Source organism: Xanthomonas arboricola pv. guizotiae (assembly GCF_002940205.1).
Classification (GTDB): Bacteria; Pseudomonadota; Gammaproteobacteria; order Xanthomonadales; family Xanthomonadaceae; genus Xanthomonas; species Xanthomonas arboricola_C.
In genome coordinates this window covers 16,719-42,128 of the sequence record NZ_MDSK01000019.1, presented here as the reverse complement: position 1 = coordinate 42,128, position 25,410 = coordinate 16,719, and the positions used below count along the sequence as shown (strand labels likewise).

The following is a 25,410-nucleotide window of genomic DNA, read 5'->3' as shown; positions in this document are numbered from 1 at the left end:
CAAGGCCACCACGTTGAGGCGTTTGGATCGGCGCTGCTACGCCGCGCTCGCCGTGCCGATGGCGCGATCCAGTTTGCGGTAGCCGATGGCCTCGGTCAGATGCCCGGTGGCAATGGCCGCACTGTCGTCGAGATCGGCGATGGTACGAGCCACGCGCAGGATGCGATGCATCGAGCGCGCGGAGAGCTGCAGGTGTTCGATGGCGCGTTCCAGCAGCAGCTGATCGTCGCCCTGCAGGCGGCAGTGATGATCGGTCTGTGCCTGATCCAGGTGTGCGTTGGGTGCGCCGGCACGCGCGAGTTGCCGTTGGCGTGCGGCCACCACGCGGGCACGCATGCTGGCGCTGCCCTCGCCGGGATCGCCGCTGCGCAAGGCCTGCGGGGGCAGTCGCGGCACTTCGACATGCAGGTCGATCCGGTCCAGCAACGGGCCGGAGATGCGGCTGCGATAGCGGCGGATGCTGTCGCTGCTGCAGCGGCAACGCCCGCTGCCATCGCCGGCCCAACCGCATGGGCAGGGGTTCATGGCAGCAACCAACTGGAACCGTGCCGGGAAATCCACGCTGCGCGCTGCGCGCGAGATCGTCACCAGGCCCGATTCCAGTGGCTCGCGCAATACTTCCAGCGTCTGCCGCTGCCACTCGGGCAATTCGTCCAGAAACAGCACGCCGTTGTGGGCCAGCGAGATCTCGCCCGGGCGTGGATGGGTGCCGCCACCGACCAACGCGACCGCGCTGGCAGTGTGATGCGGGGCCCGATAGGGCCGCTGCCGCCAGCGCGCAAGATCCAGACCGCGGCCGCTGACCGAGGTGATGGCAGCGGTTTCCAGTGCCTCGGCCTCGCTGGATTCCGGCAACAGGCCGGGCAGGCGCGAGGCGAGCAAGGTCTTGCCGCAGCCCGGGCTGCCGACCAGCAGCAGATGGTGACCGCCGGCGGCGGCGATCTCCAGCGCGCGACGCGCGTGCGGCTGGCCGCGCACATCGGCCATGTCGGGCAGCGCACGCGCGCCGAGCGCCAGGATCGCCACTTCGGCAGCGGGCGCCGGTTGGCTGCCGTTGAGCGCGGCGCAGACTTCCAGCAGCGTGCGTGCGGTGAAGGCCTCGACATGCCCGGCGACAGCCGCTTCGGCACCGTTGACCAGCGGCACGATCAGCCGTCGCCCGGCCTGCGCGGCAGCCAGTGCTGCCGGCAGCACGCCGTCGACGCCACGCAACTCGCCGGTCAGCGCCAGTTCGCCGAGAAACTCGTAGTCGGCCAGGGTCTGGCGATCGATCTGCCCGCTGGCGGCCAGGATGCCGAGGGCGATCGGCAGGTCGAAGCGGCCGCCTTCCTTCGGCAAGTCGGCCGGGGCCAGATTGATGGTGATGCGCCGGGCAGGAAACTCGAATTGTGCGCACAGCAGCGCCGCACGCACGCGTTCGCGCGATTCGCGCACCGCGGCCTCGGGCAGGCCCACGATCTGGGTGGAGGGAAGCCCGCCGGAGAGATGCACCTCCACCCGAACCTCAGGCGCATGCACCCCCACGCGGGCACGGCTGTGCACCAGCGCCAGACTCATGGTGGAAGGCCTTGGTCAGGGAGCGGCAGTTGGCGCCGGGGGCGGCGTGGCAGGCGCGCGGGCTTCCAGCGCGGCCACCGCCTGCTCCAGCGCATCGAGTTTTTCGCGCGTGCGCAGCAGCACCGCGCGCTGCACGTCGAACTCTTCGCGGGTGACCAGGTCCAGCTTGCCCAGGCCGGCCTGCAGCGCGCCCTTGAAGGTGCTCTGCAGTTCTTCGCGCGATTGGCGCAGGCCCGGCGGCACCAGATCGCTGAGGCGGCGGGCGAGGTCGTCGAGCTGGTTGAAATCGATCATGGGTGTTCTCCGCAGGTCCGTAGGAAGCCTAGTGCAGGCCGGGACACGCGGGACATCGGCAAGGCAGTCGGCAGGCGGTAAGGATAGTCCCATTCGGCTGTCGGCCGCGGTGACGGCCGCGCGCCTACGGCCGGCCACGGTATGCTGCGCGCCCGTCATGCCGCTGGATCCGCACCGATGAAAATGATCATGGCCATCGTCAAGCCGTTCAAGCTCGACGATGTGCGCGAAGCGCTCGCCGGCTGCGGGGTGGCAGGTATCACGGTCACCGAGGTCAAGGGCTTCGGGCGCCAGAAGGGGCACACCGAGCTGTATCGCGGTGCCGAATACGTGGTCGATTTCCTGCCCAAGGTGAAGATCGAAGTGGCGGTGACCGACGACCAGGCCGAGCGCGTGGTCGAAGCCATCGTGACCGCGGCCGGGACCGGCAAGATCGGCGACGGCAAGGTGTTCGTCTACGACCTGGGCAGCGTGGTGCGCATCCGCACCGGCGAACTGGACAGCGACGCGCTGTAAGGCGTCGGCGGGCAGCGCCTGCAGCGCCGTTGCGCTGCTGCTGCCCAGGCGATTGGCCGGCTGTTGGGATATCGCACCCGTCATCGCCCGATTGCCGCGACCCAGCGCCGCGGCGTCCATAATTGCGTCGTGGGTCGTTGTTCGCCGTAGGCAGGCGGCATCTGGCCATCGACGGCCGATGCAGCTGCGAGATGGCGCGCCGGCGCAACTTCATCCGAGCAGCTGGTCCGCGACATGACCCGAGCGGTGCCGCGCCGCACGCGTGCTCATATTCAATACCGCAGATCGGATCCGGGGCCTGAGGCCGGCATTGGCACCAGCGCCGTGCCGCGATTCGGCCTGTGGCCCTGTCGTCAGTCGAAATATCCCAAGGCAGGGTGCGCTTGTCGCCGCACGACGACTTGCCTACTCTAGGGCCTAATACCATTTCAATACCGGAGTTCGGGAATGAAGCGACGCGATAGGAAGTCGGGCTTGCGCCCGCTCTCGCTCTGGCTGGCAGCGGGCCTGGCAGCGGCAACAGTCCCCGCGCTGGCCCAGCCGGTCACCCAGCCGGCGATCTTCCCCGCGCCGGTCTCGATCACGCTGGAGGGCGGCACCGTCGCGCTGGGTCAGTCAGTGGTGCTGGTGGCGGCGCCGGGTGCGGATCCGGAGTCCGTGGCGCTGGTACGCCGCATCCTCGGTACGGCCGGCGTCACCAAGATCGCCACCGCGGCGCGTCTGCCGGCCAAGCTCGACCGCCCGCACATCGTGCTCGGCACCGGCGAGGCGGCAGTGGTGCGCGATGCGCTGACCCGCAGCAAGGCGGTGCAGGACACCCACAAGGAGGGCTATACGCTCGCCAGCGTGGCGCTCGGCACCGGCAGCCTGATCACGCTGGCCGGTCATGACAACGACGGGCTGTTCCACGCGGCGCAGACGCTGCGCCAGCTGGTCGAGCGCCCGGCCATTCCGACCCTGGCGATCCAGGATCATCCGGCGATGCCGATCCGCGGCACGATCGAGGGCTTCTACGGCGCGCCGTGGTCGATGAGCGATCGCAGCAAGCACATCGACTTCCTCGCCCGCACCAAGGCCAACACCTTCATCTACAGCCCCAAGGACGATCCCTACGCGCGCGATCGCTGGCGCGAACCGTACCCGAAGGCGACCTTGAAGGCGCTGGGCCAACTGGCCGCCACCGCCAGGCGCAACCACGTCGATTTCGTCTATGCGATTTCGCCCGGCCCCACGGTGTGCTTCTCCGATCCGGCCGATGCCAAGGCGCTGCTGCGCAAGTTCGATGCGTTCCGCGCGCTGGGCGTGCGCAGTTTCTACGTGGCGCTGGACGATATCGAATACACCAAGTGGAACTGCGAGCGCGACCAGACCACCTTCGGCGCATCCGACGCGCAGGCGGCCGGTATCGCGCAGTCGCATCTGCTCAACCTGGTGCAGGCCGATCTGGTCGCCCGCCACGATGCAGCCTCGGAATTGATCATGGTGCCGACCGAGTATTACGACGCCAAGGAAAGCCCGTACAAGGAAGCGCTGCGCAAGCATCTGGACCCGAAGATCGTGGTGCAGTGGACCGGCACCGACGTGGTGCCGCCGGCCATTTCCATCCCGGATGCGCGCGCGGCCACCAAGGCGTTCGGCCGCAAGACGCTGCTGTGGGACAACTACCCGGTCAACGATTTCGAAACCTCGGCCGGGCGCCTGCTGATGGCGCCGTATGCGCGCCGCGAGGCCGGCCTGTCGGCGGAGTTGTCCGGCATCGTCTCCAACCCGATGAATCAGGAAGTGCCCAGCCGGGTGGCGGTGATGGGGCTGACCGCCTTCGCCTGGAACGACACCGGCTACGACGCCCAGCGCACCTGGCATGCGGCCGCACGCGACCTGGCCGGTGGCGACGCGCAGGTGACCGCCGCGCTGCTGACCTTCTTCGACACCCAGCATCTGGCGCCGACCTTCGGCAGCCAGCCGTGGCAGCAACAGGCACCGCGGCTGAAAGCCGTGCTCGACCAGGTGCGCGAGACGATTGCGCTCGGCGATGCGGCAGCGCGCAGCCAGGCCATCGCCGAGCTGGCGCGCACGGCCGACGCGTTCGCGGCCGCGCCGCAGAGCATTCGCGCAGGCGTGGCCGACAAGGGCTTTGCGGAGCAATCGCGCCCCTGGCTGGAGGCGATGGAAGGCTGGGGCCGCGCGCTGCAGCAGACCGCGGCCGGGCTGGATGCCGCCAATCGCGGTGACGCGCAGGCGTCGGTTGCGTTTGCCGATGCCAGGCGGATCGCTGCCGACGCCGCGGCGATTGTCTCGATTCCTGGCGCCACGCGCTTCGGTGGCCCGGTCAAGATCGCCGATGGCGTGCTGGACCGCTTCGTCGCCGACGCACCGCACCTGATCGCCTACCGCGCGCCATCGGCAGCCGAAGCGGCCGGCGCGCAATGAGGACCTGGGGCGGCGAGCGGACGACCGGCTAGCCGCCGGGCAGGCGCTGCCGGTGCGTGGCATCGGCATGTCCCCCAATCCACCGCGTTTCCCTGCGCCGTTGCGCGCTACCTGGGCGGTTGCTCGTCAGGGGATCGCACGCCGTTGGAGTGGCACCGGGAGGGTCGGCCTTGCAGCCCGTCAAGCGCGGTGCGCGTCGCCGTCTCGGCTGCGGCATACAGACCGATGCGCGTTGTCCCCTGGCGCTGGTACGGCACGCATGGCGCGGTTGCGCATCACCGGCCAGTCACCGCGTACGGCGCGCGCTGCATTGGCGGCGGGCCTGCGGCCTGCCGGTCAACGGATGTCAGTCCGCCCCGGTTGGCTGCGCATCGCGCTTCAGGTGCCGATACAGCCGCTTCCAGCTGCTGCGGATGGTGCGTACCCAGCGCGGCTCGGCGCTGCGTGCGGCCTCGTCGACGGTCGGCGCGATCCCGGCCAGGCGCTGGCGCATTTTCTGGAAGTTGGCCACATCGCTGCGCTGCAGCTGACGCGCCAGCGTGCCGCGCCGCAGCCAGCGCGGGAAGCGCCACGCCGAGGTGAAATCGATCAGCACCGGCACGCCGGCACTGACCACCACATTGGTGCCATGCAGATCGTTATGGGTGATGCCGAACGCATGCAGCCGGCGCAGCGCCTGCTGCAATTGCTGGAAGACCTCCTGCCCCACCACCGCGCTGGCGCTGAGCGTGTCGCCGGGAATGAATTCCATGCCCAGCGCGAGGCCGCCGAGCGTGCCGAGCAGGGCCGGTGCATGGCGCCAGCCCTGCAGCTGCCGCAGCATTCTGGCCTCGTGGCGCACCATCAGCCGCGCAATCGGCGCCAGCAGCGTACGGCGGTAGCGGCTGTAGTCCTTGACCACCGCCAGCTGCCCATCCAGATGCGTGCGATAGACGTTGGGCTCGAGCAGCCGGGTGCCCTGCTTGAGCAGCACGGGCGTGACGATTTGCAGGCTGGAGGTGTCCAGCGGCTGGTGATGCATGGCAAGTCTCCGGACCTTGGCGGCGCGGAGGAATCACGCGTCTGGCAGGTTCACGATGATCGCGAGGGATCGGGCCGGGTAATTTTAGAACTTGCGAGTATTGAAATTACATTTGTTAATAAAATGAAATGTTCCGGGAGTGGAACGGATCGAAGAATCAATAGGTTGCCGCGTCAGCCGCGGTCAATCTTGTCGATATGTCTAGACGATGCGCTGCCTGCAGCGAGCGTGCGTGGGGCGCGAGGCACGCCGTACCTACAGGAGTGCTCATCGGGCGGCCGGCCGCGCGGCACGCACGCCGATAGTCAGCGATCACAGCCCTTCTTGACAGCTACTGAGACTCGACTCACTGTGCTGGCTGCGGTCAGGGGGCTGCATCACACATCAGTACGGGCACGTCCACGCGGACGATGCCTGAAGCCGAGTACGCGCACGATCCGGTGATGCTGGGAAAGCCCCCGAATGGGACAGCAACTGCGCCACTTCCGGACGCTGCCAGGTCATGCCTGCGTGCGCATGGATGCGGGGAGGATGGAGGACGACTCATTGGGGAATGCGATGAAAAGGACCGCAACATGGCTGTTGGCCTGCACGGCACTGGGCTGCGTCTCCGATGCGGCCGCGCAGTCGTTGTCGCGTGGCTGGGACACCTATCGGCAACAGCAAAAGCAGCAGGCTGGCACCTGGGGGGCCACCGCACCGGCAGCGCCACCGTCCGGCCCGTCGCAGGACGGTACCGCCGCAGGACAGACGACAGTGCAAGCCAGTGCAGCCGGCGAGACCGGCGGATTCACCACGGTGACGGCGCAGACGCCTGCAGTGGCGGCACCGCCCGCACCGACGCCTGCCTACGTTGCGCCTGCACCACGCGAACAAGAGCCGCGCCTCAAGAGCGGCATGTTCTTGGGCGTGCAGGGCGGCGACGCCAAGGTGTTCGAGGGCAACAAGCAGGACATGGCAGGTTTCAACGTCGGTTACCGCTGGCGTGCTGGTCCGGTCACGCTGGTCGGCATTGAAGTGGCCACCGGAAAAGTCGACGGTTCGAGGGATGCGGATGGCTTTGTCGTCATTCCGACAGTGGACTTCGGCAGCATCGGCGCAACGGCGCGCTTCAACTTCGGCAATACCCCCGTGTTCGCCTTGGTACGCGCGGGCTATTGGGGCGGCGAGGCAAAAGGCGAGGATTACACCGAGCGTGTCTACGGCGCATATCTGGGTGCGGGCCTCGGTGTGGATATCGGAAAGCATTTCAGTCTGAGCGCCCTCTATACCAACTACCTGTACGCCGACGAGTACTACGACGACTACGAAGACATCACCATCAATCGTGCCGAAGTGCTGAGCGTCGGCGCCGAAGTCCGCTTCTGAGTCGGCGATAAAACCAGCGTTGTGCACACAGCAAGGCGGATGGCGACATCCGCCTTGTTGCCGTTGGGGCTGTATGAAGCGCTCAGTGATCCGGTACTGCGCACGCTTGGTCGGAACGCTGATCGGGACCACGAAGGCACGGATGTGGTGTCATACAAGACAACGCTGCGGCGCAAGTAATCACGACGAGGAAGGTATGGAGGTCTTTACGCAATTCCCGACCGATGAGCAGGATCCGGTGGCCGTGGGCAAGATCCTGCCCAAGGTGAACGAGCTGCTGACGCGGGACGAGCAGGTCGAGTACATCGCAGTGCAGAAGAAAATGGTGGTGAACCTGTCGCCGGCCGCGGTGGTGCTGACCACTCGCAGATTCATCGTGGTGCACCCCACGCTGTTCGGGATGACGTTTCGCGATGTCCCCTGGCGCGAGGTGCTCGACGTGCACATGAGCGAGCAGATGCTGGGAGCGACGATCATGTGCCGCACCACGCAAGGCGGCTACCTGTCCATCGACAGCCTGCCCAAGAAGCAGGCGCGGCGGGTCTACGCCTATGCGCAGCAGGTGGAGGAATCGGCCTACGAAAAGCGCCAGCAGCTGGAGTTCGACAAGTTGCGCGCATCGGCAGGTGGCGTGGTGGTGCACGCACCCACCGCGCAGGGCAGCGCGTCCTCGTCACCGCCGAACACGGCAGCGGCCGCGGACGATCCGATCCAGGTGCTGAGCAAGCTCAGGCAGCTGCTGGATGCGGGACTGGTGACCCAGGAAGAGTTCGACGCCAAGAAAGCCGAGGTGCTGGCGCGGTTGTAGGGCGCTCGGCACAGTTGCCTGGCCTGGCCGTGATTACTGGCGCGCCGCCCGCATCCGCTGGCGGCGCGCTACGGTGCGTGAGCCGTGATTACTCGCCCAGCGCCTTGGCCACGAACGGCGGTGCGACCAGCACGCCGGTATGCAGGTGCGCGGTGTAGTACTGCGTCTCGAAGCCCTTGGCCTGCGCAGCGTCCTGGCGGAAGGCGAAATCGGCGTTGGCCTGCTTGCTGGCCATGGTCACGCTCCACCAGCCGGTCGGGTAGCACGGCTGCGGGAACGGCAGGGTCTTGAACGACTGGAAGCCGGCCTTGCCCATTTCGGTACGCATTTCCTTGATCAGCTCCAGCAGCGCCAGCGGCGATTCGGACTGCTGCACCAGGATGCCGTCGTCCTTCAATGCCTTGAAGCAGCTCGCGTAGAAGGCCTTGTTGAACAGGCCCTCGGCCGGACCGACCGGGTCGGTGGAATCGACGATCACGATGTCCACGCTGCCGGCCGGGCAGTTGGCCATGTAGGCCACGCCGTCGTCGAACAGCAACTCGGCACGCGCATCGTGGTTGGAATCGCACAGCTCGGGGAAATACTTCTCCGACATGCGGGTGACCTGCTCGTCGATGTCGCACTGGGTGGCGCTTTCCACGCCCGGGTGCTTGAGCACCTCGCGCAGGGTGCCGCAGTCGCCGCCGCCGATGATCACCACGCGCTTGGGTGCGGCGTGGGTGAACAGCGCCGGGTGGCTGATCATCTCGTGGTAGAAGAAATTGTCGCGGCTGGTCAGCATCACCGCGCCGTCGATCAGCATCAGCTTGCCCCAGTCGGTGGTCTGGTAGATCTCGATCTTCTGGAACGGGGACTGCACCTCGTCCAGCTTGCCGCTGATGCGGAAGCCGATCGCCGAGCCGGTGGGCTGGAAGTGTTCGATGTACCAGTTGTCGTTGGCGCTCATGCAAAGTCCTAAAAAGAAGGGGAAGCTGTCCCTTCTCCCACCGGGAGAAGGTGGCGCGTAGCGCCGGATGAGGGTCGGGCGCAGTCGCGCGCAGTCAAACTGCGCGGCGGCCGAACCCGCATTCCACCCCGCTCCAACCGGAGCAGGGCGTGAAGTCGGCGCGGATTGTAACGGACCCTGCGCGTGCCAGGCGTTACACTTCACGCCCTTTTTGCCCCAGCCGAGTCAGCGAAATGAGCGATTGGTCCCTCGACCAAGCCCGCAAGACCTATTCGATCCCGCATTGGGCCGACGGGTATTTCGATGTGAACGACGCCGGACATGTGGTGGTCACGCCGACCAGCGACGGTCCGTCGGTGTCGTTGCCCGAGGTGGTGGATGCCGCGCGCGCAGCCGGCGCCAAGCTGCCGCTGCTGGTGCGTTTCCCGGACATCCTGGGCCAGCGCCTGGGCAAGCTGCAGGCCGCGTTCGCGCAGGCGCAGTCCGAATGGGACTACGCCGGCGGCTACACGGCCGTGTACCCGATCAAGGTCAACCAGCACCGTGGCGTGGCCGGCACGCTGGCCAGCCACCACGGCGACGGCTTCGGTCTGGAAGCGGGCAGCAAGCCGGAGCTGATGGCGGTGCTGGCGCTGTCGCGTCCGGGCGGGCTGATCGTCTGCAATGGCTACAAGGACCGCGAATACATCCGCCTGGCGCTGATCGGCCGCAAGCTCGGCCTGCAGACCTTCATCGTCATCGAAAAGCCCTCCGAGCTGAAGCTGGTGCTGGAGGAGGCGCGCGCGCTGGACGTCAAGCCGGGCCTGGGCGTGCGCATGCGCCTGGCCTCGCTGGGCGCGGGCAAGTGGCAGAACAGCGGTGGCGACAAGGCCAAGTTCGGGTTGTCGCCACGGCAGGTGCTGGATCTGTGGAAGACCCTGCGCGACACCGAGTACGCCGACAGCCTGCAGCTGCTGCATTTCCACATGGGCTCGCAGATCTCCAACGTGCGCGACATCGCCAACGGCATGCGCGAGGCCACGCGCTACTTCGTGGAGCTGTCGCGGCTGGGCGCCAGGATCAGCCATGTGGATGTCGGCGGCGGCCTGGGCATCGATTACGAAGGCACGCGCTCGCGCAGCTATTGCTCGATCAACTACGGCCTGCATTCCTACGCCAGCAACATCGTGCAGCCGCTGGCCAGCGCCTGCGAAGAGCATGGACTGACCCCGCCGCGCATCGTCACCGAATGCGGCCGCGCGATGACTGCCCACCACGCAGTGTTGATCGCCAACGTGTCCGAAGTGGAGCAGGCGCCGGAAGGCCGCGTGCCGGACGCGCACGCCGACGAGCCGGCAGCGATCCGCCACCTGCGCGAGATCCATGACGAGCTCGACGTGCGCCCGGCGGTGGAGCTGTTCCAGGAGGCGCAGCACTTCCATGCCGAAGGCTTGAGTGCGTACGCACTGGGCCAGATCGACCTGACCCACCGCGCGCGCATCGACGACCTGTTCTATGCGATCGCGCATGGCGTGCGTGCACGCCTGAGCTTCGACGAGAAGAGCCATCGCCCGGTGCTGGACGAGCTCAACGAGCGGCTGGTCGACAAGTACTTCGTCAACTTCAGCGTGTTCGAGTCGATTCCGGATGTATGGGCGATCGATCAGGTGTTCCCGATCGTGCCGATCGAGCGCTTGAACGAAGCGCCGCAGCGGCGCGGCATCATCGCCGACATGACCTGCGACTCCGACGGCATGGTCAAGACCTACGTCGAGAACGAAAGCCTGGACAGCTCGATGCCGCTGCACACGCTGAATCCGGGTGAGAGTTATCGCATCGGTTTCTTCCTGGTCGGTGCCTACCAGGAAATCCTGGGCGATATCCATAACCTGTTCGGCGATACCGATGCGGTGGAAGTGGCCGTGGACGGCGATGGCTATCGCATCGCGCAGCAGCGCCGCGGCGATACCACCGATGTGATGCTGGACTACGTGGGCTATCAGCTGGACACGCTGCGTGCCACCTATGCCGAGCGTATCGCCGCCGCGCAGCTACCGCCCGAGCGCGCTCAGGAACTGAGCGATGCGCTGGAAGCAGGGTTGACCGGTTACACCTATCTGTCCGACGAACCGTTGGGCTGAGGCACTGCGCGCTGCGGCCGGGGCCGTGGCGCGCCATTCTGTTTCACCTTCGCGCGCAATGCATTGACGAGACGGCCCGCAGCACCGCTGTGCGGCCGTAATGCGGCGTGGCTCAGCATCCGAACCCCGCGCCATTGGCGGACGCCATGACTTTTGCGCGCCCTGCCGAGCCCGGTAACGTGTTGCCCCCGGCGACGGCGTGCGACGACCAACACGCTGCGCTCCGCCAGGACCAGGCAAGCAGCACTGCCTGTGCATGCGTGATCGACGCAGCGTCGCAGTGGCAATCAGTTAACCGTCGTATGAGCGCACGGTTGCAGTCGGGGATTTGAGGGAATCACTGAGTTGCAAATGGTTGTGCCTGCAACGCAATAAAATCAAGACCGCTGCATGCAGTGGTCTTGGTGCATGCAGCCTTGGGCGCCGCAGACCGTGCAAAATTCCCGGAAAAAAGCCTTCGCCAGTTGCGCTGCGATGCACGGCGGTCTGCTCCGGAGCGCGCAGAAGCGGGAAAATGCAGTCTGTGGACGTATGCATAAAGAACACTAGTTGAAATCACACTTCGGTAATTTTTTTTTGCGGGCAACGCGGAATTCGTGATTTTTGCACGGTTTATCGCGCTGGCTAATTGTTAGTGTTTGTTTAACTTGTCGGTAAACAAGTGCTTTTAGCAAAGTCGTTGCACGTCATTGTGTCGACGCTGCACGTCGCTTCGTGGTGCGTTCCCTTTGTGCGTTCCCATCGTCTATCACCGGTATGCGCTGGCGGTCGTCGGTGTCTCCTACCTCACGTTTAGCCAGGTGCTGATCCGGCGTCCCGTTGACCGCGTTGCGGACACGGCGCTCCGGGCGACTGCGCGCCACATAAGAAGGATGCACGCAATGCACACCGACGCCTCTCCCGTGTTTCCCCTGACCAAAGCGCAACGCGGCCTGTGGGTGGCCAGCAAGTTGCATACCGACAACACCTTGATGTTGTCCGAAGCCCTGGAACTGTTCGGCCCGCTGGATCCGCAGCTGCTGATCCGCGCCAGCATGCAGCTGACGCGCGAATTCGACACGCTGCGGCTATGCATCGCCGAGCACGACGGCGTGCCGCATCAGGTGATCCTGCCCGAATACACCGCCACGATTCCGTATTTCAACGTCAGCGGGGATCCGTCCCCGCGCAACGCCGCCGAGCATTGGGTGGACGAGGAAATCCGCAAGCCGGAAGATCTGCAGAACGGGCCGTTATGGCATTGCGCGGTGTTCCGCCTCGGCGAAGACCATCACATGTGGGTGCAATGCGTCAGCCATCTGGTGATGGATGGCTATTGCGCGTCGATCATGATGCAGCGCATGGCGGTGCTGTATAACGCCTACGCAGAAGACCGCGAGCCGGAGCCTGCGCAGTACGGCAGCGCGCTGTCGTTGATCGAGCTGGAACAGCAGTATCGCGACTCCGATCGTTTTCAGCGCGACCGTAGCTACTGGATGCAGCAGCTGGCCGATCTGCCGCCGCCGGCGACCCTGGCGCGTCCGGGCAATCACCTGTCGACCGGGTTGTTGCGTGGCACCGGACAGTTCTCGCCGCAGCAGGTGGTACGGCTGCGCGCGCTCGGCAAGGACTACGGCGCCAGCCTGCCGCAGATGCTGATTTCGCTGATCGCCGCGTATTACTACCGTTGCACCGGCGCCGAGGATCTGGTGCTGGCCATGCCGGTGACCGGCCGCATCAATGCGCGTTACCGGCAGACCGCAGGCCTGGTGGCCAACGTGATCTCGCTGCGCCTGAAAATGGATCCGCAGCAGCCGGTGCATGCGCTGTTCGCGCAGGTGTCCTCGGTGGTCAGGCATGCGCTGCGCCACCAGCAATACCGTTTCGAGGACGTGCGTCGCGATCTGGGCATGTTCGGGATCGATCAGAAGTTCGCACGCTTGGCAGTGAACATCGAAGCCTTCGATTACGCAATGCGATTTGGCCAAGCCTATTCGATGCCGCATAACCTGTCCAACGGCCCGGCCGACGATCTGACCGTCTTCTGCTACGAGCGCGGCGACGGTGCCGCGTTGCGCTTCGATCTGGATGCCAATCCGGCGCTCTACGACAGCGACGAGCTGGCCGAACACTGCCGCCGCCTGACCCATCTGGCCGATGCGGTACTGGCCGATCCGGAATGCGCGCTGGGCCAGATTGATGTGCTGGGCGATGCGGAACGCCGCCGCCTGTTGCACACCTGGAACGCCACCGCCGCGCCACTGCCGGAGCCGGCCACGCTGCTGCACGGCATGTTGCAGCGTGCCGAGCTGATGCCGGCGGCAGTGGTGGTGCAGTACGACAACCGCACCCTGGACTACGCCACGCTGTGCGAGCTGGCCTCGCGCATCGCCGCGCAATGGGCGGCCGATGGCGTCCGCCCCGGCGACGTGGTCGCCATCGCGTTGCCGCGCGGCGAGCAATTGCTGGTGGCCTTGCTGGCGGTGATGTGGAGCGGGGCGGCGTATCTGCCGCTGGACCCGGAAAGCCCGGCCGCGCGCAACCGGCAGATGCTCAACGATTCCGGTGCCATCGCGCTGGTCTGCGAGCCGGCGTTGTGCGAGCGCTATCTGCTCGGCGGCATGGTCTGGCTGGATCCGCGTCCGGCGGTGTTGCCGGCGGCGATCGCGCCGCTGGTCACGCCGGACGGTACGGCCTATGTGCTGTACACCTCCGGTTCGACCGGCGCGCCCAAGGGCGTGGAAATCAGCCATCGCAACCTGTTCAATTTCCTGCATGCGATGGAGCATGAGCTTGCGTTGCGCCCGCGCGACCGCGTGCTGGCGGTCACCACCATCACCTTCGATATCGCCGGGCTGGAGCTGTATCTGCCGTTGTTGGTGGGCGCGCGCGTGGTCATCGCACCGGCCGGCATCACCCACGATCCACGCAGCCTGTCGCGGCTGATCGCGCAGGAGCAGATCAGCGTGGTGCAGGCGACCCCGTCGCTGTGGCGCATCCTGCTGGCCAACCAGGATCTGGCGCTGGACCGCATCCACGCCCTGGTCGGCGGCGAAGCCCTGGTGCCGGAACTGGCGACCCAGTTGCTGAGCCGGGTCGGGCGCCTGACCCAGTTGTACGGGCCGACCGAAACCACGATCTGGTCGACCATCATGCCGTTGCAGCTCACCGACGCTGCCGCCCCGCCGATCGGCAGGCCGCTGCTCAATACGCGCGTCTACGTGCTCGATGCGCAGCGGCAACCGCTGCCGACCGGCGCGATCGGCGAGTTGTACATCGGTGGCGCGGGCGTGGCCAAGGGCTATCGCGGCAAGCGTGTGCTGACCAGCGAGCGGTTTATGCGCGACCCGTTCGCCGACAACGGCAGCACCATGTACCGCACCGGCGACCGCGTGCGTCAGCGCCGCGACGGCATGCTGGAGTTCATCGGCCGCGCAGACGCGCAATTGAAGATCCGCGGGCACCGCGTGGAGCCGGCCGAAATCGAAAATGCCTTGCTGCTGCATTCGCAGGTGGCGCAGGCGGTGGTGGTCGGTCATCGCGATGGCGACCACGACGCGCTGCAGTTGCTGGCGTATGTGGTGGGCAAGCACGGTGCGACGCCAACGCCCGAGGTGTTGCGTGCGCATCTGCAGCAGCGCCTGCCGGCGTCGATGATTCCCTCCTTGTGGGTGCCGTTGCAGGCACTGCCGCTGACACCCAATGGCAAGCTGGATCGCCGCGCCTTGCCCTCGCCGGGTGCGCTGCCGCAGCGCGCGCATGTGGCGCCGCGCGATGCGCTCGAACAGCAGCTGGCAGCGATGCTGCAGGACGTGCTGGGCATCGAAGTGGTGGGTGTGGAAGACAACTTCTTCGAGCTCGGCGGCGACTCGCTGCGCGCGGCGGAAATGGCCGCACGCTTCCCGCAGACGTTCGGTGTCGAACTGCCATTGGGTACCCTGTTCCATGCGCCGACCATCGCCGGCCTGGCCGAGGTGATCAAGCGCAACGCGCAGATCCCGAACGATCCGCTCGGCGTGCTGCTGCCGCTGCGTGCAGGCTCCCCGGGGACGCCGCCGCTGTTCTGCATCCACCCGATGGTCGGCCTGGGCTGGTCGTATCTCACCTTGCTCGGTCAGCTGGATCCGCAGTGGCCGGTGTATGCGTTGCAGTCGCCGGGCTTGAGCGACCCCCAGCATCGCCCGGAAAGCATCGAGGCGATCGCGCGCGACTATCTGGCGCGGCTGCGCACGGTGCAGCCGCAGGGGCCGTATCGATTGATCGGCTGGTCGCTGGGCGGCTTGATCGCCCATGCCATCACCGCCGAACTGCATGCACTGGGCGAAGAAGTCGAATTGCTGGCGATGCTCGACAGCTATCCGCACCTGGAGCAGGCCGCGTCGCTGCCGGAATCGGAGAGCGTGCGTGCCTCGGTGCATGCGCTGGGCCTGCATCCGGCACATGGCCAGCCGATGCCGACCACGGTGGCCGAACTGGCCAGCCTGCTGTGCGATCACTACGGGTTGAACGAACTGCCCGCGGTGCGCCAGTTGCTCGAACAACGCCCCACGCTGCTGGACGACATGGGCGGCATGACCCAGCACCACCTGCATCTGGCGCGGCGGCATCGTCCCAAGCCGCTGGACCAGGATGTGGTGTTCGTCGAAGCGAGCGTGCGCATGACCTCCGGCGGCGACGATACGGTGTGGGTGGATTACCGGCCGCAGGCCTGGCGCCCCTACGTGCGCAACCTGCAGCTGCATGTGCTGGACAGCGACCACCACTCGATGCTGTCGTCCACGCATTCGGCTACGCTCAGTGCACTGCTGCATGCGGCCACTGCCAAAGCCGCGCAACGCGCTGGCAGCATCGCTACCGCCAGCGACGGGGTGGCCGAATATGCCTGAGTCTTCCGTCAACGCGGGACGCCAGCGCCCGGTGCTGATCGCCACCCTGGGCACGCATGGCGATGTGCGCCCGATCATCGCGCTGGGCCGTGGCTTGCAGGAGCGCGGTTATCCGGTGCGGGTGCTGACCAGTGCCAACTTCGAAGCGCTGATCCGCGCCAATGGGCTGGACTTCTTCCCGCTCAGCGGCGATCACCAGAAACTGCTGCAGGGCCATCCGGATGTCGCCGAGATGCGCGGTGGCTGGCGCGGCATCTGGGGCACCTTGCGTGCGCAGCTGCTGGAGTGGGCGCGCGACTGGGCCGAGCAGGGCCGCGCGGCCTGTGCCGATGCCGGCCTGATTCTCGGCGTCGGCAGCGCCAGCCTGCTGGCGCATAGCCTGGGCCAGGCCTATGGCGTGCCGGTGGTGTTCACGCAATTGCAGCCGCTGACCGCCTCGCGGCATATGCCGTTGATGGTGATGCCCACCGTGCGCCTGCCCGGGCTGGTGAGCGTGGCGCTGCATCACGCGGTGCGGTTTGCCGGCTGGCAGCTGATGCGCCCGGCGCTCAACGGCATCGTGCGCCCGGCCTTGGGGCTGCCGGCGTATCCGTGGAGTGGCCCCGATCGCAGTGCGCAGCGCGTGGTGTATGGCTATAGCGAGCATCTGTGCCCACGTCCGCCGGACTGGCCGGACCGGGCCCAGGTCAGCGGGTTCTGGCAGTTGCCGCAGCCGCAATGGCAGCCGCCGGCCGCGCTGCAGGCGTTCCTGCAGGCCGGCCCGCCACCGCTGTATATCGGCTTTGGCAGCATGATCAGCAGCGATGCGGCGCAGCTCACCGCCATCGTCAAGGCGGCGGTGCGTCTGACCGGTCAACGCGCGCTGCTGGCCAGCGGCTGGGGTGGGCTGGCGGCCCAGGAAGACGCATCCGACGATGCCGAGCGCTTCTTCCAGCTGGAGCAGGCACCGCACGATTGGCTGTTCCCGCGGGTGGCGGTGGCGGTGCATCACGGCGGTGCCGGCACCACCGGTGCGACGCTGGCTGCGGGGATCCCGTCGGTGGTGCTGCCGTTCGGTTACGACCAGCCGTTCTGGGCGCACTGCCTGGCCCAGCGCGGCGTCGCCCCGCCAGCACTCGCACGGGTCGGCTTGCAGCCGCAGACCCTGGCCGATGCCATCGTCCAGGCCAGCGCGCCGAGCATGCGCGCGGCGGCACGCGCGCTGGGGCAGCGCATCCGCGCGGAGGACGGAATCGGCCGTGCGGTGGAGCAGCTGGAAGCCTGGGGATTGCTGCAACCGGCGGTGTCGGTGGCGCCGGCCGTGCGGATCGAGCAGCAGGCCGTCGCATGACACAGGCCGATGCGTGATGGATGACGCTGTGGGGGGAGCCACAGCGTCAACATTGGATTGGCTGCGGCAATGCGGCTGGCCTCACCGAAGACCTTCGGCTGCTGCGCGGGTGGGCCGCCGGGGCGTGTTGCTGTCGCCGATAGGTGGTCGACCGGACCAGGCCTGCACGATCGAGTGACGTGGAAACAGCGTCTGCGTTACTGATCCGAGCTGGCGAATGCGCCAGCGTCGGCGCCGGCATCGTCGCATCGACGGGATGCCGCACAATCGGGCTCCCTCGGCTTTGCATCGCCCGCATGCGCTATCCCGCTCTCGATCTGCTGCGTGGCATCGCTATTGTCTGGGTGATGCTGTTCCATTCCTTTGTGGTCGGCGGCCTGGGGCCGGACTGGGCGTGGTTGTCGCGCTACGGCTGGATGGGCGTGGACCTGTTCTTCGTCCTGAGCGGCTTCCTGATCGGCACGCAGGTGCTGAGGCCGCTGGCGCGCGGGCAACGCCTGGACTTCAAGGAGTTCTATCTGCGCCGCGCGTTTCGCATCCTGCCGGCGTTCTTGCTGGTGCTGGTGATCTACATGGCGTGGCCGGACTTTCGCGAGTCGCCTGGGCTGGCGCCGTGGTGGATGTTCGTCACCTTCACCCTGAACCTGTTCGTCGACTACGGCCGTGATGCCGCGTTCTCGCACGCCTGGTCGCTGTGCGTGGAAGAACATTTCTATCTGCTGTTTCCGTTGCTGGCGACGTTGCTGCTGCGGCGACCCTCGGCCGCGCGGTTTGTGATGCTGTGCGTGGCGGTGGTAATCGCGGGCATCGCGCTGCGCGCCGGCTTCTGGTTGCACAACACTGCCCTGGACAGCGCTGGCGCCGGGCTGCAGCGCAACTGGTTTATCGAAGACATCTACTACCCGACCTGGAATCGTCTTGACGGTCTGCTGGCCGGTGTCGTGCTGGCGGTACTGAAGGTGTTTCGTCCCATGACGTGGCAACGGCTGCAGCAGCACGGCAACGCCATTCTGTGTGCCGGCGTGGCGATTCTGGCGCTGGCACTGTGGCTGTTCCGCGAGCGCACCGGCCTGATCGGCAATGCGGTGGGCTGGCCGGTGCTGTCGCTGGGACTGGCCTTGCTGGTGCTCGCCGGCACCGCCGGCAGCGGTGTGCTCGGCGGCTTGCGCGTGCCGGGCGCGGCATGGCTGGCGACCATCTCCTACAGCCTGTATCTGACCCACAAGGCCGTATTCCATCTCACCCAGGGCTGGTTCGGCCCGGCGCTGGAGGGGCGGGGCGTGCTGGCATTTGCGGTTTATGGGCTGGTGGCAGTGCTGGGTGGCGCGCTGTTGCACTACGCGGTGGAGCGCCCGTTCCTGCAATTGCGCGACAGGATGCTGCGGCCGGGCGCGCGGCCATTGGCTGCCGCCGATCGCGGCTGACTAGGCAGAGCAAAACGCCGCGCAATGCGCGGCGCTTCGTCATCCCTGGCGGTGCGCCGGTTGCAGTCCCGCACCCAGCTTGGATGCGGCGCGATCTGCTCACGCGCCGGCCGCCACACCATCGGATCGCGGCGCGACCGCGGCACTGGCGCTGCCGGCCATCGTCACTGCGCGTCGCGCGCCACCTGGAAACCGGCGAACGACTGCGTGACCGGCATGATTTCCAGCCGATTGATGTTCAGATGCGCCGGCAGGCCGGCGACGTAGAAGATCTGCTCGGCGATGTCCTCGGCGGTCATCGGGGTGGCGCCGCGGTACAGCGTGTCGGAGGCGGCCTGGTTGCCGCCGGTGCGCACCAGGGTGAATTCGGTTTCGGCCATGCCCGGTTCGATCGAGGTCACGCGCACGCCGGTGCCGTGCAGGTCCGCGCGCAGGCCCAGCGAAAACTGCTGCACGAACGCCTTGGTGCCGCCGTACACATTGCCGCCGGTGTAGGGGTAGGTCGCCGCGACCGAGGCGATGTTGATGATGGCGCCGCGGCGTGCGATCAGCGCCGGCAGCAGGCGGTGGGTGAGGGTGACCAGCGCGGTCACATTGGTGTCGATCATCTGTTGCCACTGGGTCAGGTCGGCCTGCTGCGCGGGTGCGGTGCCCAGCGCCAGCCCGGCGTTGTTGACCAGCACATCGATGTCGGAAAACGCGGCCGGCAATGCGTCGATCGCTACCGACAAGGCCTGCGCATCGCGCATGTCGAAGGCAGCGGTGTGCACCTGGCCGGCAGGCAGCTCGGCCGCCAACGCCTCCAGGCGCTCGGCGCGGCGGCCGGTGGCGATGATCTTCCAGCCGGCGGCGGCAAAACGGCGCACGGCGGCGCTGCCGAATCCGGAGGTGGCACCGGTGATCAGAACGGTCTTGGACATGGGGGATAACTCCTGCGAACGAGGGGATCGGGCAAAGGGATCAGGGTGTGGTGGCCGCGCCGGGCGCGTCGGCCTGGGCACGGCGCGCGCGCAGCCTGGCCTCGCTGAGCGGCTCGCGCGCAACCACGCGGCCGTGTTGCACCTGCAGGAGCAGGTATGCTGCCTCTGCAGCGCCGGGCGCGGTGTCGCCGGGATCTGCAGCGGTTGGCAGGGCGACCACCAGCTCGCCATCGATCCAATCCGCGGCAACCGGGGCGGTTCGCCCGGGGAACAGCACCTCGAGCGGTAACGCCGGCGGCGCGGTGTCGCAGGCGCCGATGACGATGCGATCCAGCAGCACCTGCGCCTGCTCCACGCGCCAGTCGGCCTGGTAGCCGCGCCAGTTTGCACCGCAACTGCCCAGCGCCTGCCGCGCATGCGCCACGAAACGTTGCCAGGTGGCCTGGTCGTCCAGCACCGGCGCCAATGGCTCGGCCAGCAGCACCGCGTCCTGCCCGTCGATCCGGATGCGGTCGGGAATCTGCTCGGTGGCGTGCGCTGCGCCGATCAGTCCCCACCACAAGCACAGGCCGGCGGTGCGCTGCAGCACTGCGGCTACTGCGCCTTGATCGCAATGGCGGGCAAGCCGCTACCGGTCAGCTTCTGCTTGGCTTCGGCCAGCTCGCTGGCGCTGCCGTATGGCCCCATGCGCACGCGGTAGACGGTCTTGCCGCTGATGTCGGCCGACTCCACGCGTGCGGCCAGGCCCATCATCGCCAGCTTGGCCTTGGTCGATTCGGCATCGCCGGAGGCGCCGAACGAGCCGGCCTGCAGGATGTAGCGGGTGTTGTCGGTCACTGCAGAGGCAGCTGCCGGGGTGGCAGCCGCTGCTGTCGCTGCCGGCCTCGGCGCAGCGGTTGCAGCCGGCGCGGTCAGCGCCGCAGTGCTGGCCTGGGCCGGCGTGGCGGCCGGGCGGGCCGGGGCGGTCTCGGCCAGTGGCTTCGGCGCGCTGGCGGCAGTTTCGGTCAACGGGACCGGCACGCTGGCGGCCGGCGTGGCTGCCGCCACGCTCGCACCCGGTGCAGGCGCGACCGGCTTGCCTTCCAATGCCGCGCGCGCACGTGCGGCTTCCTCGGCGCGCGCACTGGCTGCCAGTTCGGCATCGGACATCTGCACTTCCTTGCCGGGCAGCAAGGTGTAGAAGTCGTACTGGGTCTGCGCATCGCCCGGCTTGGCTTGCGGTTTGGGCGCTTGCGCGCTGGGCTTGGGCAGCTCGGCCGGCGTATCCACGTCGGCATCGGCCACCGGCTCGGGCTGCGCATCGGGGTTGGCGCGCGGGCCGACGCGCAGGAAGCCGTCGCCGTCCTTCTTGAACAGGTTGGGCGCGGCCAGAAAGATCACTGCCGCAATCGCAGCGCCCGCCACCAACCACACCCAACCGGGGGTGCCATTGCTGCTGTTGCGTCGCGCCTGACTCTTACCGCGTCGTGCTGCCATCTACCACTTCTCCGAATCACGTCGTCGCGGGCCATGCGGCCCGGCTCACATCTTTTCTGGGGCGCTGACGCCAAGCAGTTCCAGGCCGTTGGCGAGCACCTGTTGCGTGGCGACGGCGAGGGTGAGCTTGGCGTCGCGCTCTGCGGCATCGTCCACCAGCAACTTGGTGTTGTGATACCACGTGTGGAAGGCGTGCGCCAATTCACGCAGGTATTGCGCGATCTGGTACGGCTCCAGCGTCTGCCCGGCGATTTCCACCACCTCCGCATAGCGCGACAGCTCGACCATGACGTTGAGCGAATGCTCGTCGTCCAGGCGCGCCAGCTCGGCCAGTCCATGCGCCTGCTCGTACTTGTAACCTTTCTCCTGCGCCTGCCGCAGCACGCTGCAGACGCGGGCATGCGCGTACTGCACGTAGAACACCGGGTTGTCGTTGCTCTGCTGACGGGCCAGGTCGATGTCGAAGGTGAGCTGCGAGTCGGGTTTGCGCGCGATCAGGAACCAGCGCACCGCATCGGCGCTGGTTTCTTCGATCAGATCGCGCAGGGTGACGTAGCTGCCGGCACGCTTGGACAGCTTCACTTCCTCGCCGCCGCGCATCACCGTGACCATCTGGTGCAGCACGTATTCCGGCCAGCCCTGCGGGATGCCCAGCTCCAGCGCCTGCAGGCCGGCGCGCACGCGCGTCAGCGAGCCGTGGTGGTCCGCCCCCAGCTCGGTGATCGCGCGCTCGTAGCCGCGCTGCCACTTGGTCAGGTGATAGGCCACGTCCGGCACGAAGTAGGTGTAGGTGCCGTCGGACTTGCGCATCACCCGGTCCTTGTCGTCGCCGAAGTCGGTGGACTTCAACCACAACGCGCCGCCTTCCTCGTAGGTATGGCCGGAGGCGATCAGCTTCTGCACCGCCTCTTCGACCTTGCCGTCCTTGTACAGCGAGCTTTCGAGGAAATAGATATCGAAATCCACCCGGAACGCGGCCAGGTCGTGGTTCTGCTCGTTACGCAGGTACGCCACCGCGAAGCGGCGGATCGATTCGAGATCGGCAGGGTCCTTGCCGCCGGTGACCAGATGGCCTTCCAGGTCGACGGTGTCGCCGGCCAGGTAGGCGTTGGCCACATCGGCGATGTAGTCGCCGCGGTAGCCGTTCTCCGGCCAGCCCTCGCTGTCGGGGGTGAGTCCGCGCGCGCGCGCCTGCACCGACAAGGCCAGGTTCTCGATCTGCACGCCGGCATCGTTGTAGTAGAACTCGCGCTTGACGTTCCAGCCGTTGGCATCGAGCACGCGCGCCAGGCTGTCGCCGATCGCCGCGGCGCGGCCGTGGCCGACGTGCAGCGGGCCGGTCGGGTTGGCGGAGACGTATTCCACGCCCACCGAGCGGCCGTTGCCGGCCAGCCCGCGACCGTAGTCGTGGCCCTGCTTGAGCACATGCGCCACTTCGCGCTGGTAGGCGGTGGGGGCGAGATGGAAATTGATGAAGCCCGGGCCGGCGATCTCCACCTTGGCCACGTCGTCGCTGGCCGGCAGCGCCGCCACAAGCGCCTGCGCCAGCGCGCGCGGATTGCTGCGCGCGGCCTTGGCCAGCAGCATCGCGGCGTTGGTGGCGAAGTCGCCATGCTCGCGGGTCTTGGGTCGCTCGACCACAAAATCCGGCGGCAGGGTGTCGGCAGGCAGGGTGCCGTTGGCGCGCAAGGCTTCGATGCCTTGGCCGATCAATGCGCGGAGTAGGGCTTTCACGTGGGATCTGCTTGGAACGAAACCACCGATTTTACCCGACCGCGCGCCCCGGGGTCGGGCCGATGGTTCAGGTCACCGCCGCGCGCTCATCCCAGCCAGCCGCGCTCGGCCAGCGAGACCGGACGCCCGTCGCCGATCACGAAGTGGTCCAGCAGGCGGATATCCACCAGCTCAAACGCATCCAGCAGGCGCCGGGTGACCGCGCGGTCGGCCTCGGACGGCTCCGGATTGCCGGAGGGATGGTTGTGCCCGACGATCACCGCCGCCGCGTTGTGCAGTAGCGCCCGCCGCACCACTTCGCGCGGGTGGATGTCGGCCCCGTCGATGGTGCCGGTGAACACTTCCTCGAAGGCGATGGCGTGATGGCGGGTGTCCAGGTACAGCACCGCGAACACCTCGTAGGCGCGCGCACGTAGCCGCTGCGAAAAGTAACGGCCGACGCTGGGCGGGTCGCTGAGCGCGTCGCCGCGTTCCAGTGCGCTCAGCAGGTGGCGGTGCGCCAGTTCCAGCGCCGCACTGAGCTTGCAGGCCGACGCCGGGCCCAGGCCGGGCAGGCGCGCCAGGGCGGGCGCGGTGAGATCCAGCAACACGCGCAGCGGGCCGTGGCGCAGCAGCAGGTCGCGTCCGGTCTGGACGGCGTCCTGGCCGCGCAGGCCGGAGCCGACAAAGATCGCCAGCAGCTCGGCATCGGACAGGGCAGGCGCCCCGCGCGCCAGCAGTTTCTCGCGCGGACGTTCGTGGGTGGGCCAGTCGTGAATGTGCATATGGCGAGATTGCCGATGCTCATCGCTCACGCCTATCAGGCCGGACGGGGGCATCGGCTAATCTAGTTGTCCTTGTAACCGTAGGACGACTCCGACGTGACCGGCTCCACTCAGGCCCGCCCCCTGGACGGACAGCGCTTGCTGCTGTGCGTCGGCGGAGGCATTGCCGCTTACAAATCGCTCGAACTGGTCCGTCGCCTGCGCGACGCCGGTGCGCAGGTGCAGGTCGCCATGACCAGCGGCGCGCAACAATTCGTCACCCCGCTCAGCTTCCAGGCGCTGTCCGGGCAGCCCACCCGCACCACGTTGTGGGACAGCGCCGCCGAGCAGGCGATGGGACACATCGAACTGGCGCGCTGGGCCGATCAGGTGATCGTCGCCCCGGCCACCGCCGACCTGCTGGCGCGGCTGGCGCATGGCCTGGCCGACGATCTGGTCAGCACGCTGTGCCTGGCCACCACCGCGCCGCTGACCGTGGCCCCGGCAATGAACCACCGCATGTGGCTGCACCCGGCCACGCAGGCGAACGTGGCGACCCTGTCCGCGCGCGGCGTGCGCGTGGTCGGTCCCGAGGACGGCCCGCTGGCCGAAGGCGAGTCCGGCCCCGGCCGGCTGGCCGAGCCGGCGGCGATCATTGCCGCCCTGGCCGGCGCTGCCGGCAGCGCCGCACCGCTCGCCTCCAAGGTTGCTGCCGCCCCGGCGTTCGTGCCCAGCAGCGCGCAACTGCAGGGCCTGCGCATCGTGATCAGCGCCGGCCCCACCTTCGAGGACCTGGACCCGGTGCGCTACGTCGGCAACCGCAGCAGCGGCAAGATGGGCTATGCCCTGGCCGCTGCCGCCGCCAGCCAGGGCGCCGACGTGGTACTGGTCAGCGGCCCGGTGCACCAGACCACCCCGGCCGGGGTGCGGCGGATCGACGTGCGCTCGGCTGCGCAGATGCGCGATGCGGTGCTGGGCGCGTTCCCGGCCGACATCTACATCGGCGCCGCCGCGGTGGCTGACTACACCCCCAAGCGGGTGGTCGCGCAGAAGATCAAGAAGACCGGCGAGACGCTGACCCTGGAACTGGTGCGCACCCCGGACATCCTGGCCGAGGTCGCCGCGCAGACCGGCGCGCTGAAGCTGGTGGTCGGCTTTGCCGCCGAAACGCACGACGTGGAGCATTACGCGCGTGGCAAGCTGGCCGCCAAGCGGCTGGACCTGATCATCGCCAACCAGGTGGGGATCGAGGGCGGCGGCTTCGAAAGCGACAACAATGCCGCCACCGCCTACTGGCAGGGCGGCGAGCGCGGCTTCCCCAGCAGCAGCAAGACCGAGCTGGCCGACCAGCTGTTGGCCCTGATCGCGGAGAGATTGCAGGCATGAGCGCCCCGACCCAGTCCTTGCAGGTGAAGCTGCTCGACCCGCGCTTTGGCGATCTGTGGCCGCTGCCGGCCTATGCCACCGAATCCAGCGCCGGCATGGACCTGCGCGCCGCGCTGGAAGCGCCGATGACGCTGGAGCCCGGCGATGCGGCGCTGATTCCCAGCGGCATCGCCATCCATCTGGCCGACCCGCAGCTATGCGCGGTGATCCTGCCGCGCTCGGGCCTGGGTCATCGCCACGGCATCGTGCTCGGCAACGGCACCGGGCTCATCGATGCCGATTACCAGGGGCCGCTGCTGATCAGCACCTGGAATCGCGGCCGCGAGGCCTTCACCATCGAGCCGGGCGACCGCATCGCACAGCTGGTGGTCCTGCCGATCGTGCGCGTGGGCTTGCAAGTGGTGGATACTTTCGTCGACAGCGCGCGGGGAGCGGGTGGATTCGGCCACACCGGCGTGCGCTGACGGGGGGC

The 25,410-nt window shown here is 67.6% G+C and carries 19 protein-coding genes; 10 read left to right on the top strand and 9 right to left on the bottom strand.

Annotated features, from left to right (window positions below; genetic code table 11):
* Window positions 1-36: 36 nt before the first annotated feature.
* Both XarbCFBP7408_RS12760 and ubiK read right to left on the bottom strand, forming a co-directional pair.
* A complete protein-coding gene (locus XarbCFBP7408_RS12760; protein ID WP_104563272.1) occupies window positions 37-1,557 on the bottom strand; it encodes a YifB family Mg chelatase-like AAA ATPase in 1,521 nt (506 codons plus the stop codon).
* 15 nt (window positions 1,558-1,572) lie between these two features.
* Window positions 1,573-1,851 carry a ubiquinone biosynthesis accessory factor UbiK gene (ubiK, locus tag XarbCFBP7408_RS12755; RefSeq protein ID WP_104563271.1) on the bottom strand — a complete coding sequence of 93 codons (279 nt, stop codon included), beginning with the start codon at window positions 1,849-1,851 and terminating at the stop codon, window positions 1,573-1,575.
* Between the two features lie 141 nt (window positions 1,852-1,992).
* On the opposite strand from ubiK, the gene XarbCFBP7408_RS12750 reads away from it, so the two are divergent.
* Together XarbCFBP7408_RS12750 and XarbCFBP7408_RS12745 are read left to right on the top strand one after the other, a co-directional pair.
* Window positions 1,993-2,367 carry a P-II family nitrogen regulator gene (locus XarbCFBP7408_RS12750; RefSeq protein ID WP_308632315.1) on the top strand — a complete coding sequence of 125 codons (375 nt, stop codon included), beginning with the start codon at window positions 1,993-1,995 and terminating at the stop codon, window positions 2,365-2,367.
* Between the two features lie 447 nt (window positions 2,368-2,814).
* On the top strand, window positions 2,815-4,797 hold the full coding sequence (locus XarbCFBP7408_RS12745; protein WP_104563270.1) for a beta-N-acetylhexosaminidase family protein: 1,983 nt from the start codon (window positions 2,815-2,817) through the stop codon (window positions 4,795-4,797).
* Window positions 4,798-5,143: 346 nt separating this feature from the next.
* On the opposite strand, the gene XarbCFBP7408_RS12740 is transcribed toward XarbCFBP7408_RS12745, so the two are convergent.
* Window positions 5,144-5,818, bottom strand: a complete 675-nt coding sequence (locus XarbCFBP7408_RS12740; RefSeq protein ID WP_181106510.1) for an RIO1 family regulatory kinase/ATPase — start codon at window positions 5,816-5,818, stop codon at window positions 5,144-5,146.
* Window positions 5,819-6,376: 558 nt separating this feature from the next.
* On the opposite strand from XarbCFBP7408_RS12740, the gene XarbCFBP7408_RS12735 reads away from it, so the two are divergent.
* Together XarbCFBP7408_RS12735 and XarbCFBP7408_RS12730 are read left to right on the top strand one after the other, a co-directional pair.
* Entirely contained in the window at window positions 6,377-7,186 is an 810-nt protein-coding gene (locus tag XarbCFBP7408_RS12735) for an outer membrane beta-barrel protein (RefSeq protein WP_104563269.1), read from the top strand.
* A gap of 196 nt (window positions 7,187-7,382) precedes the next feature.
* Complete coding sequence (locus XarbCFBP7408_RS12730; RefSeq protein ID WP_104563268.1) at window positions 7,383-7,994, top strand: PH domain-containing protein; 612 nt, start codon at window positions 7,383-7,385, stop codon at window positions 7,992-7,994.
* A gap of 88 nt (window positions 7,995-8,082) precedes the next feature.
* On the opposite strand, the gene speE is transcribed toward XarbCFBP7408_RS12730, so the two are convergent.
* Window positions 8,083-8,940: a polyamine aminopropyltransferase gene (gene speE, locus XarbCFBP7408_RS12725; RefSeq protein ID WP_104563267.1), complete on the bottom strand. Its 858-nt coding sequence runs from the start codon at window positions 8,938-8,940 to the stop codon at window positions 8,083-8,085.
* A 233-nt stretch (window positions 8,941-9,173) separates the two neighbouring features.
* On the opposite strand from speE, the gene speA reads away from it, so the two are divergent.
* The 4 genes from speA to XarbCFBP7408_RS12705 all read left to right on the top strand — a co-directional run bounded on the left by speA (window position 9,174) and on the right by XarbCFBP7408_RS12705 (window position 18,679).
* Window positions 9,174-11,060, top strand: coding sequence for an arginine decarboxylase (speA, locus tag XarbCFBP7408_RS12720; protein WP_104563266.1), 1,887 nt, complete (start codon window positions 9,174-9,176; stop codon window positions 11,058-11,060).
* An 881-nt stretch (window positions 11,061-11,941) separates the two neighbouring features.
* A complete protein-coding gene (locus tag XarbCFBP7408_RS12715) occupies window positions 11,942-15,925 on the top strand; it encodes a non-ribosomal peptide synthetase (RefSeq protein WP_104563265.1) in 3,984 nt (1,327 codons plus the stop codon).
* Entirely contained in the window at window positions 15,918-17,255 is a 1,338-nt protein-coding gene (locus XarbCFBP7408_RS12710; RefSeq protein ID WP_104563264.1) for a glycosyltransferase, read from the top strand. The genes XarbCFBP7408_RS12715 and XarbCFBP7408_RS12710 overlap by 8 nt, the downstream gene beginning before the upstream one ends.
* A gap of 296 nt (window positions 17,256-17,551) precedes the next feature.
* Complete coding sequence (locus tag XarbCFBP7408_RS12705; protein ID WP_104563263.1) at window positions 17,552-18,679, top strand: acyltransferase family protein; 1,128 nt, start codon at window positions 17,552-17,554, stop codon at window positions 18,677-18,679.
* Window positions 18,680-18,843: 164 nt separating this feature from the next.
* On the opposite strand, the gene XarbCFBP7408_RS12700 is transcribed toward XarbCFBP7408_RS12705, so the two are convergent.
* The 5 genes from XarbCFBP7408_RS12700 to radC form a co-directional block, all read right to left on the bottom strand.
* On the bottom strand, window positions 18,844-19,599 hold the full coding sequence (locus XarbCFBP7408_RS12700) for an SDR family NAD(P)-dependent oxidoreductase (protein WP_104563262.1): 756 nt from the start codon (window positions 19,597-19,599) through the stop codon (window positions 18,844-18,846).
* Between the two features lie 40 nt (window positions 19,600-19,639).
* Window positions 19,640-20,188: a hypothetical protein gene (locus XarbCFBP7408_RS12695; RefSeq protein WP_104563261.1), complete on the bottom strand. Its 549-nt coding sequence runs from the start codon at window positions 20,186-20,188 to the stop codon at window positions 19,640-19,642.
* A gap of 5 nt (window positions 20,189-20,193) precedes the next feature.
* Window positions 20,194-21,075 (bottom strand): SPOR domain-containing protein, encoded by an 882-nt coding sequence (locus tag XarbCFBP7408_RS12690; protein ID WP_104563260.1) that lies wholly within the window; start codon window positions 21,073-21,075, stop codon window positions 20,194-20,196.
* 45 nt (window positions 21,076-21,120) lie between these two features.
* Window positions 21,121-22,809 carry an arginine--tRNA ligase gene (gene argS / locus XarbCFBP7408_RS12685; RefSeq protein ID WP_104563259.1) on the bottom strand — a complete coding sequence of 563 codons (1,689 nt, stop codon included), beginning with the start codon at window positions 22,807-22,809 and terminating at the stop codon, window positions 21,121-21,123.
* A gap of 86 nt (window positions 22,810-22,895) precedes the next feature.
* Window positions 22,896-23,573, bottom strand: a complete 678-nt coding sequence (radC, locus tag XarbCFBP7408_RS12680; protein ID WP_104563258.1) for a RadC family protein — start codon at window positions 23,571-23,573, stop codon at window positions 22,896-22,898.
* A gap of 96 nt (window positions 23,574-23,669) precedes the next feature.
* Between radC and coaBC the strand changes: the two genes are divergently transcribed.
* Both coaBC and dut read left to right on the top strand, forming a co-directional pair.
* Window positions 23,670-24,938 (top strand): bifunctional phosphopantothenoylcysteine decarboxylase/phosphopantothenate--cysteine ligase CoaBC, encoded by a 1,269-nt coding sequence (gene coaBC, locus XarbCFBP7408_RS12675; protein WP_104563257.1) that lies wholly within the window; start codon window positions 23,670-23,672, stop codon window positions 24,936-24,938.
* On the top strand, window positions 24,935-25,402 hold the full coding sequence (gene dut / locus XarbCFBP7408_RS12670) for a dUTP diphosphatase (RefSeq protein ID WP_104563256.1): 468 nt from the start codon (window positions 24,935-24,937) through the stop codon (window positions 25,400-25,402). Before coaBC ends, dut begins: the two co-directional genes overlap by 4 nt.
* Window positions 25,403-25,410 lie beyond the last annotated feature (8 nt).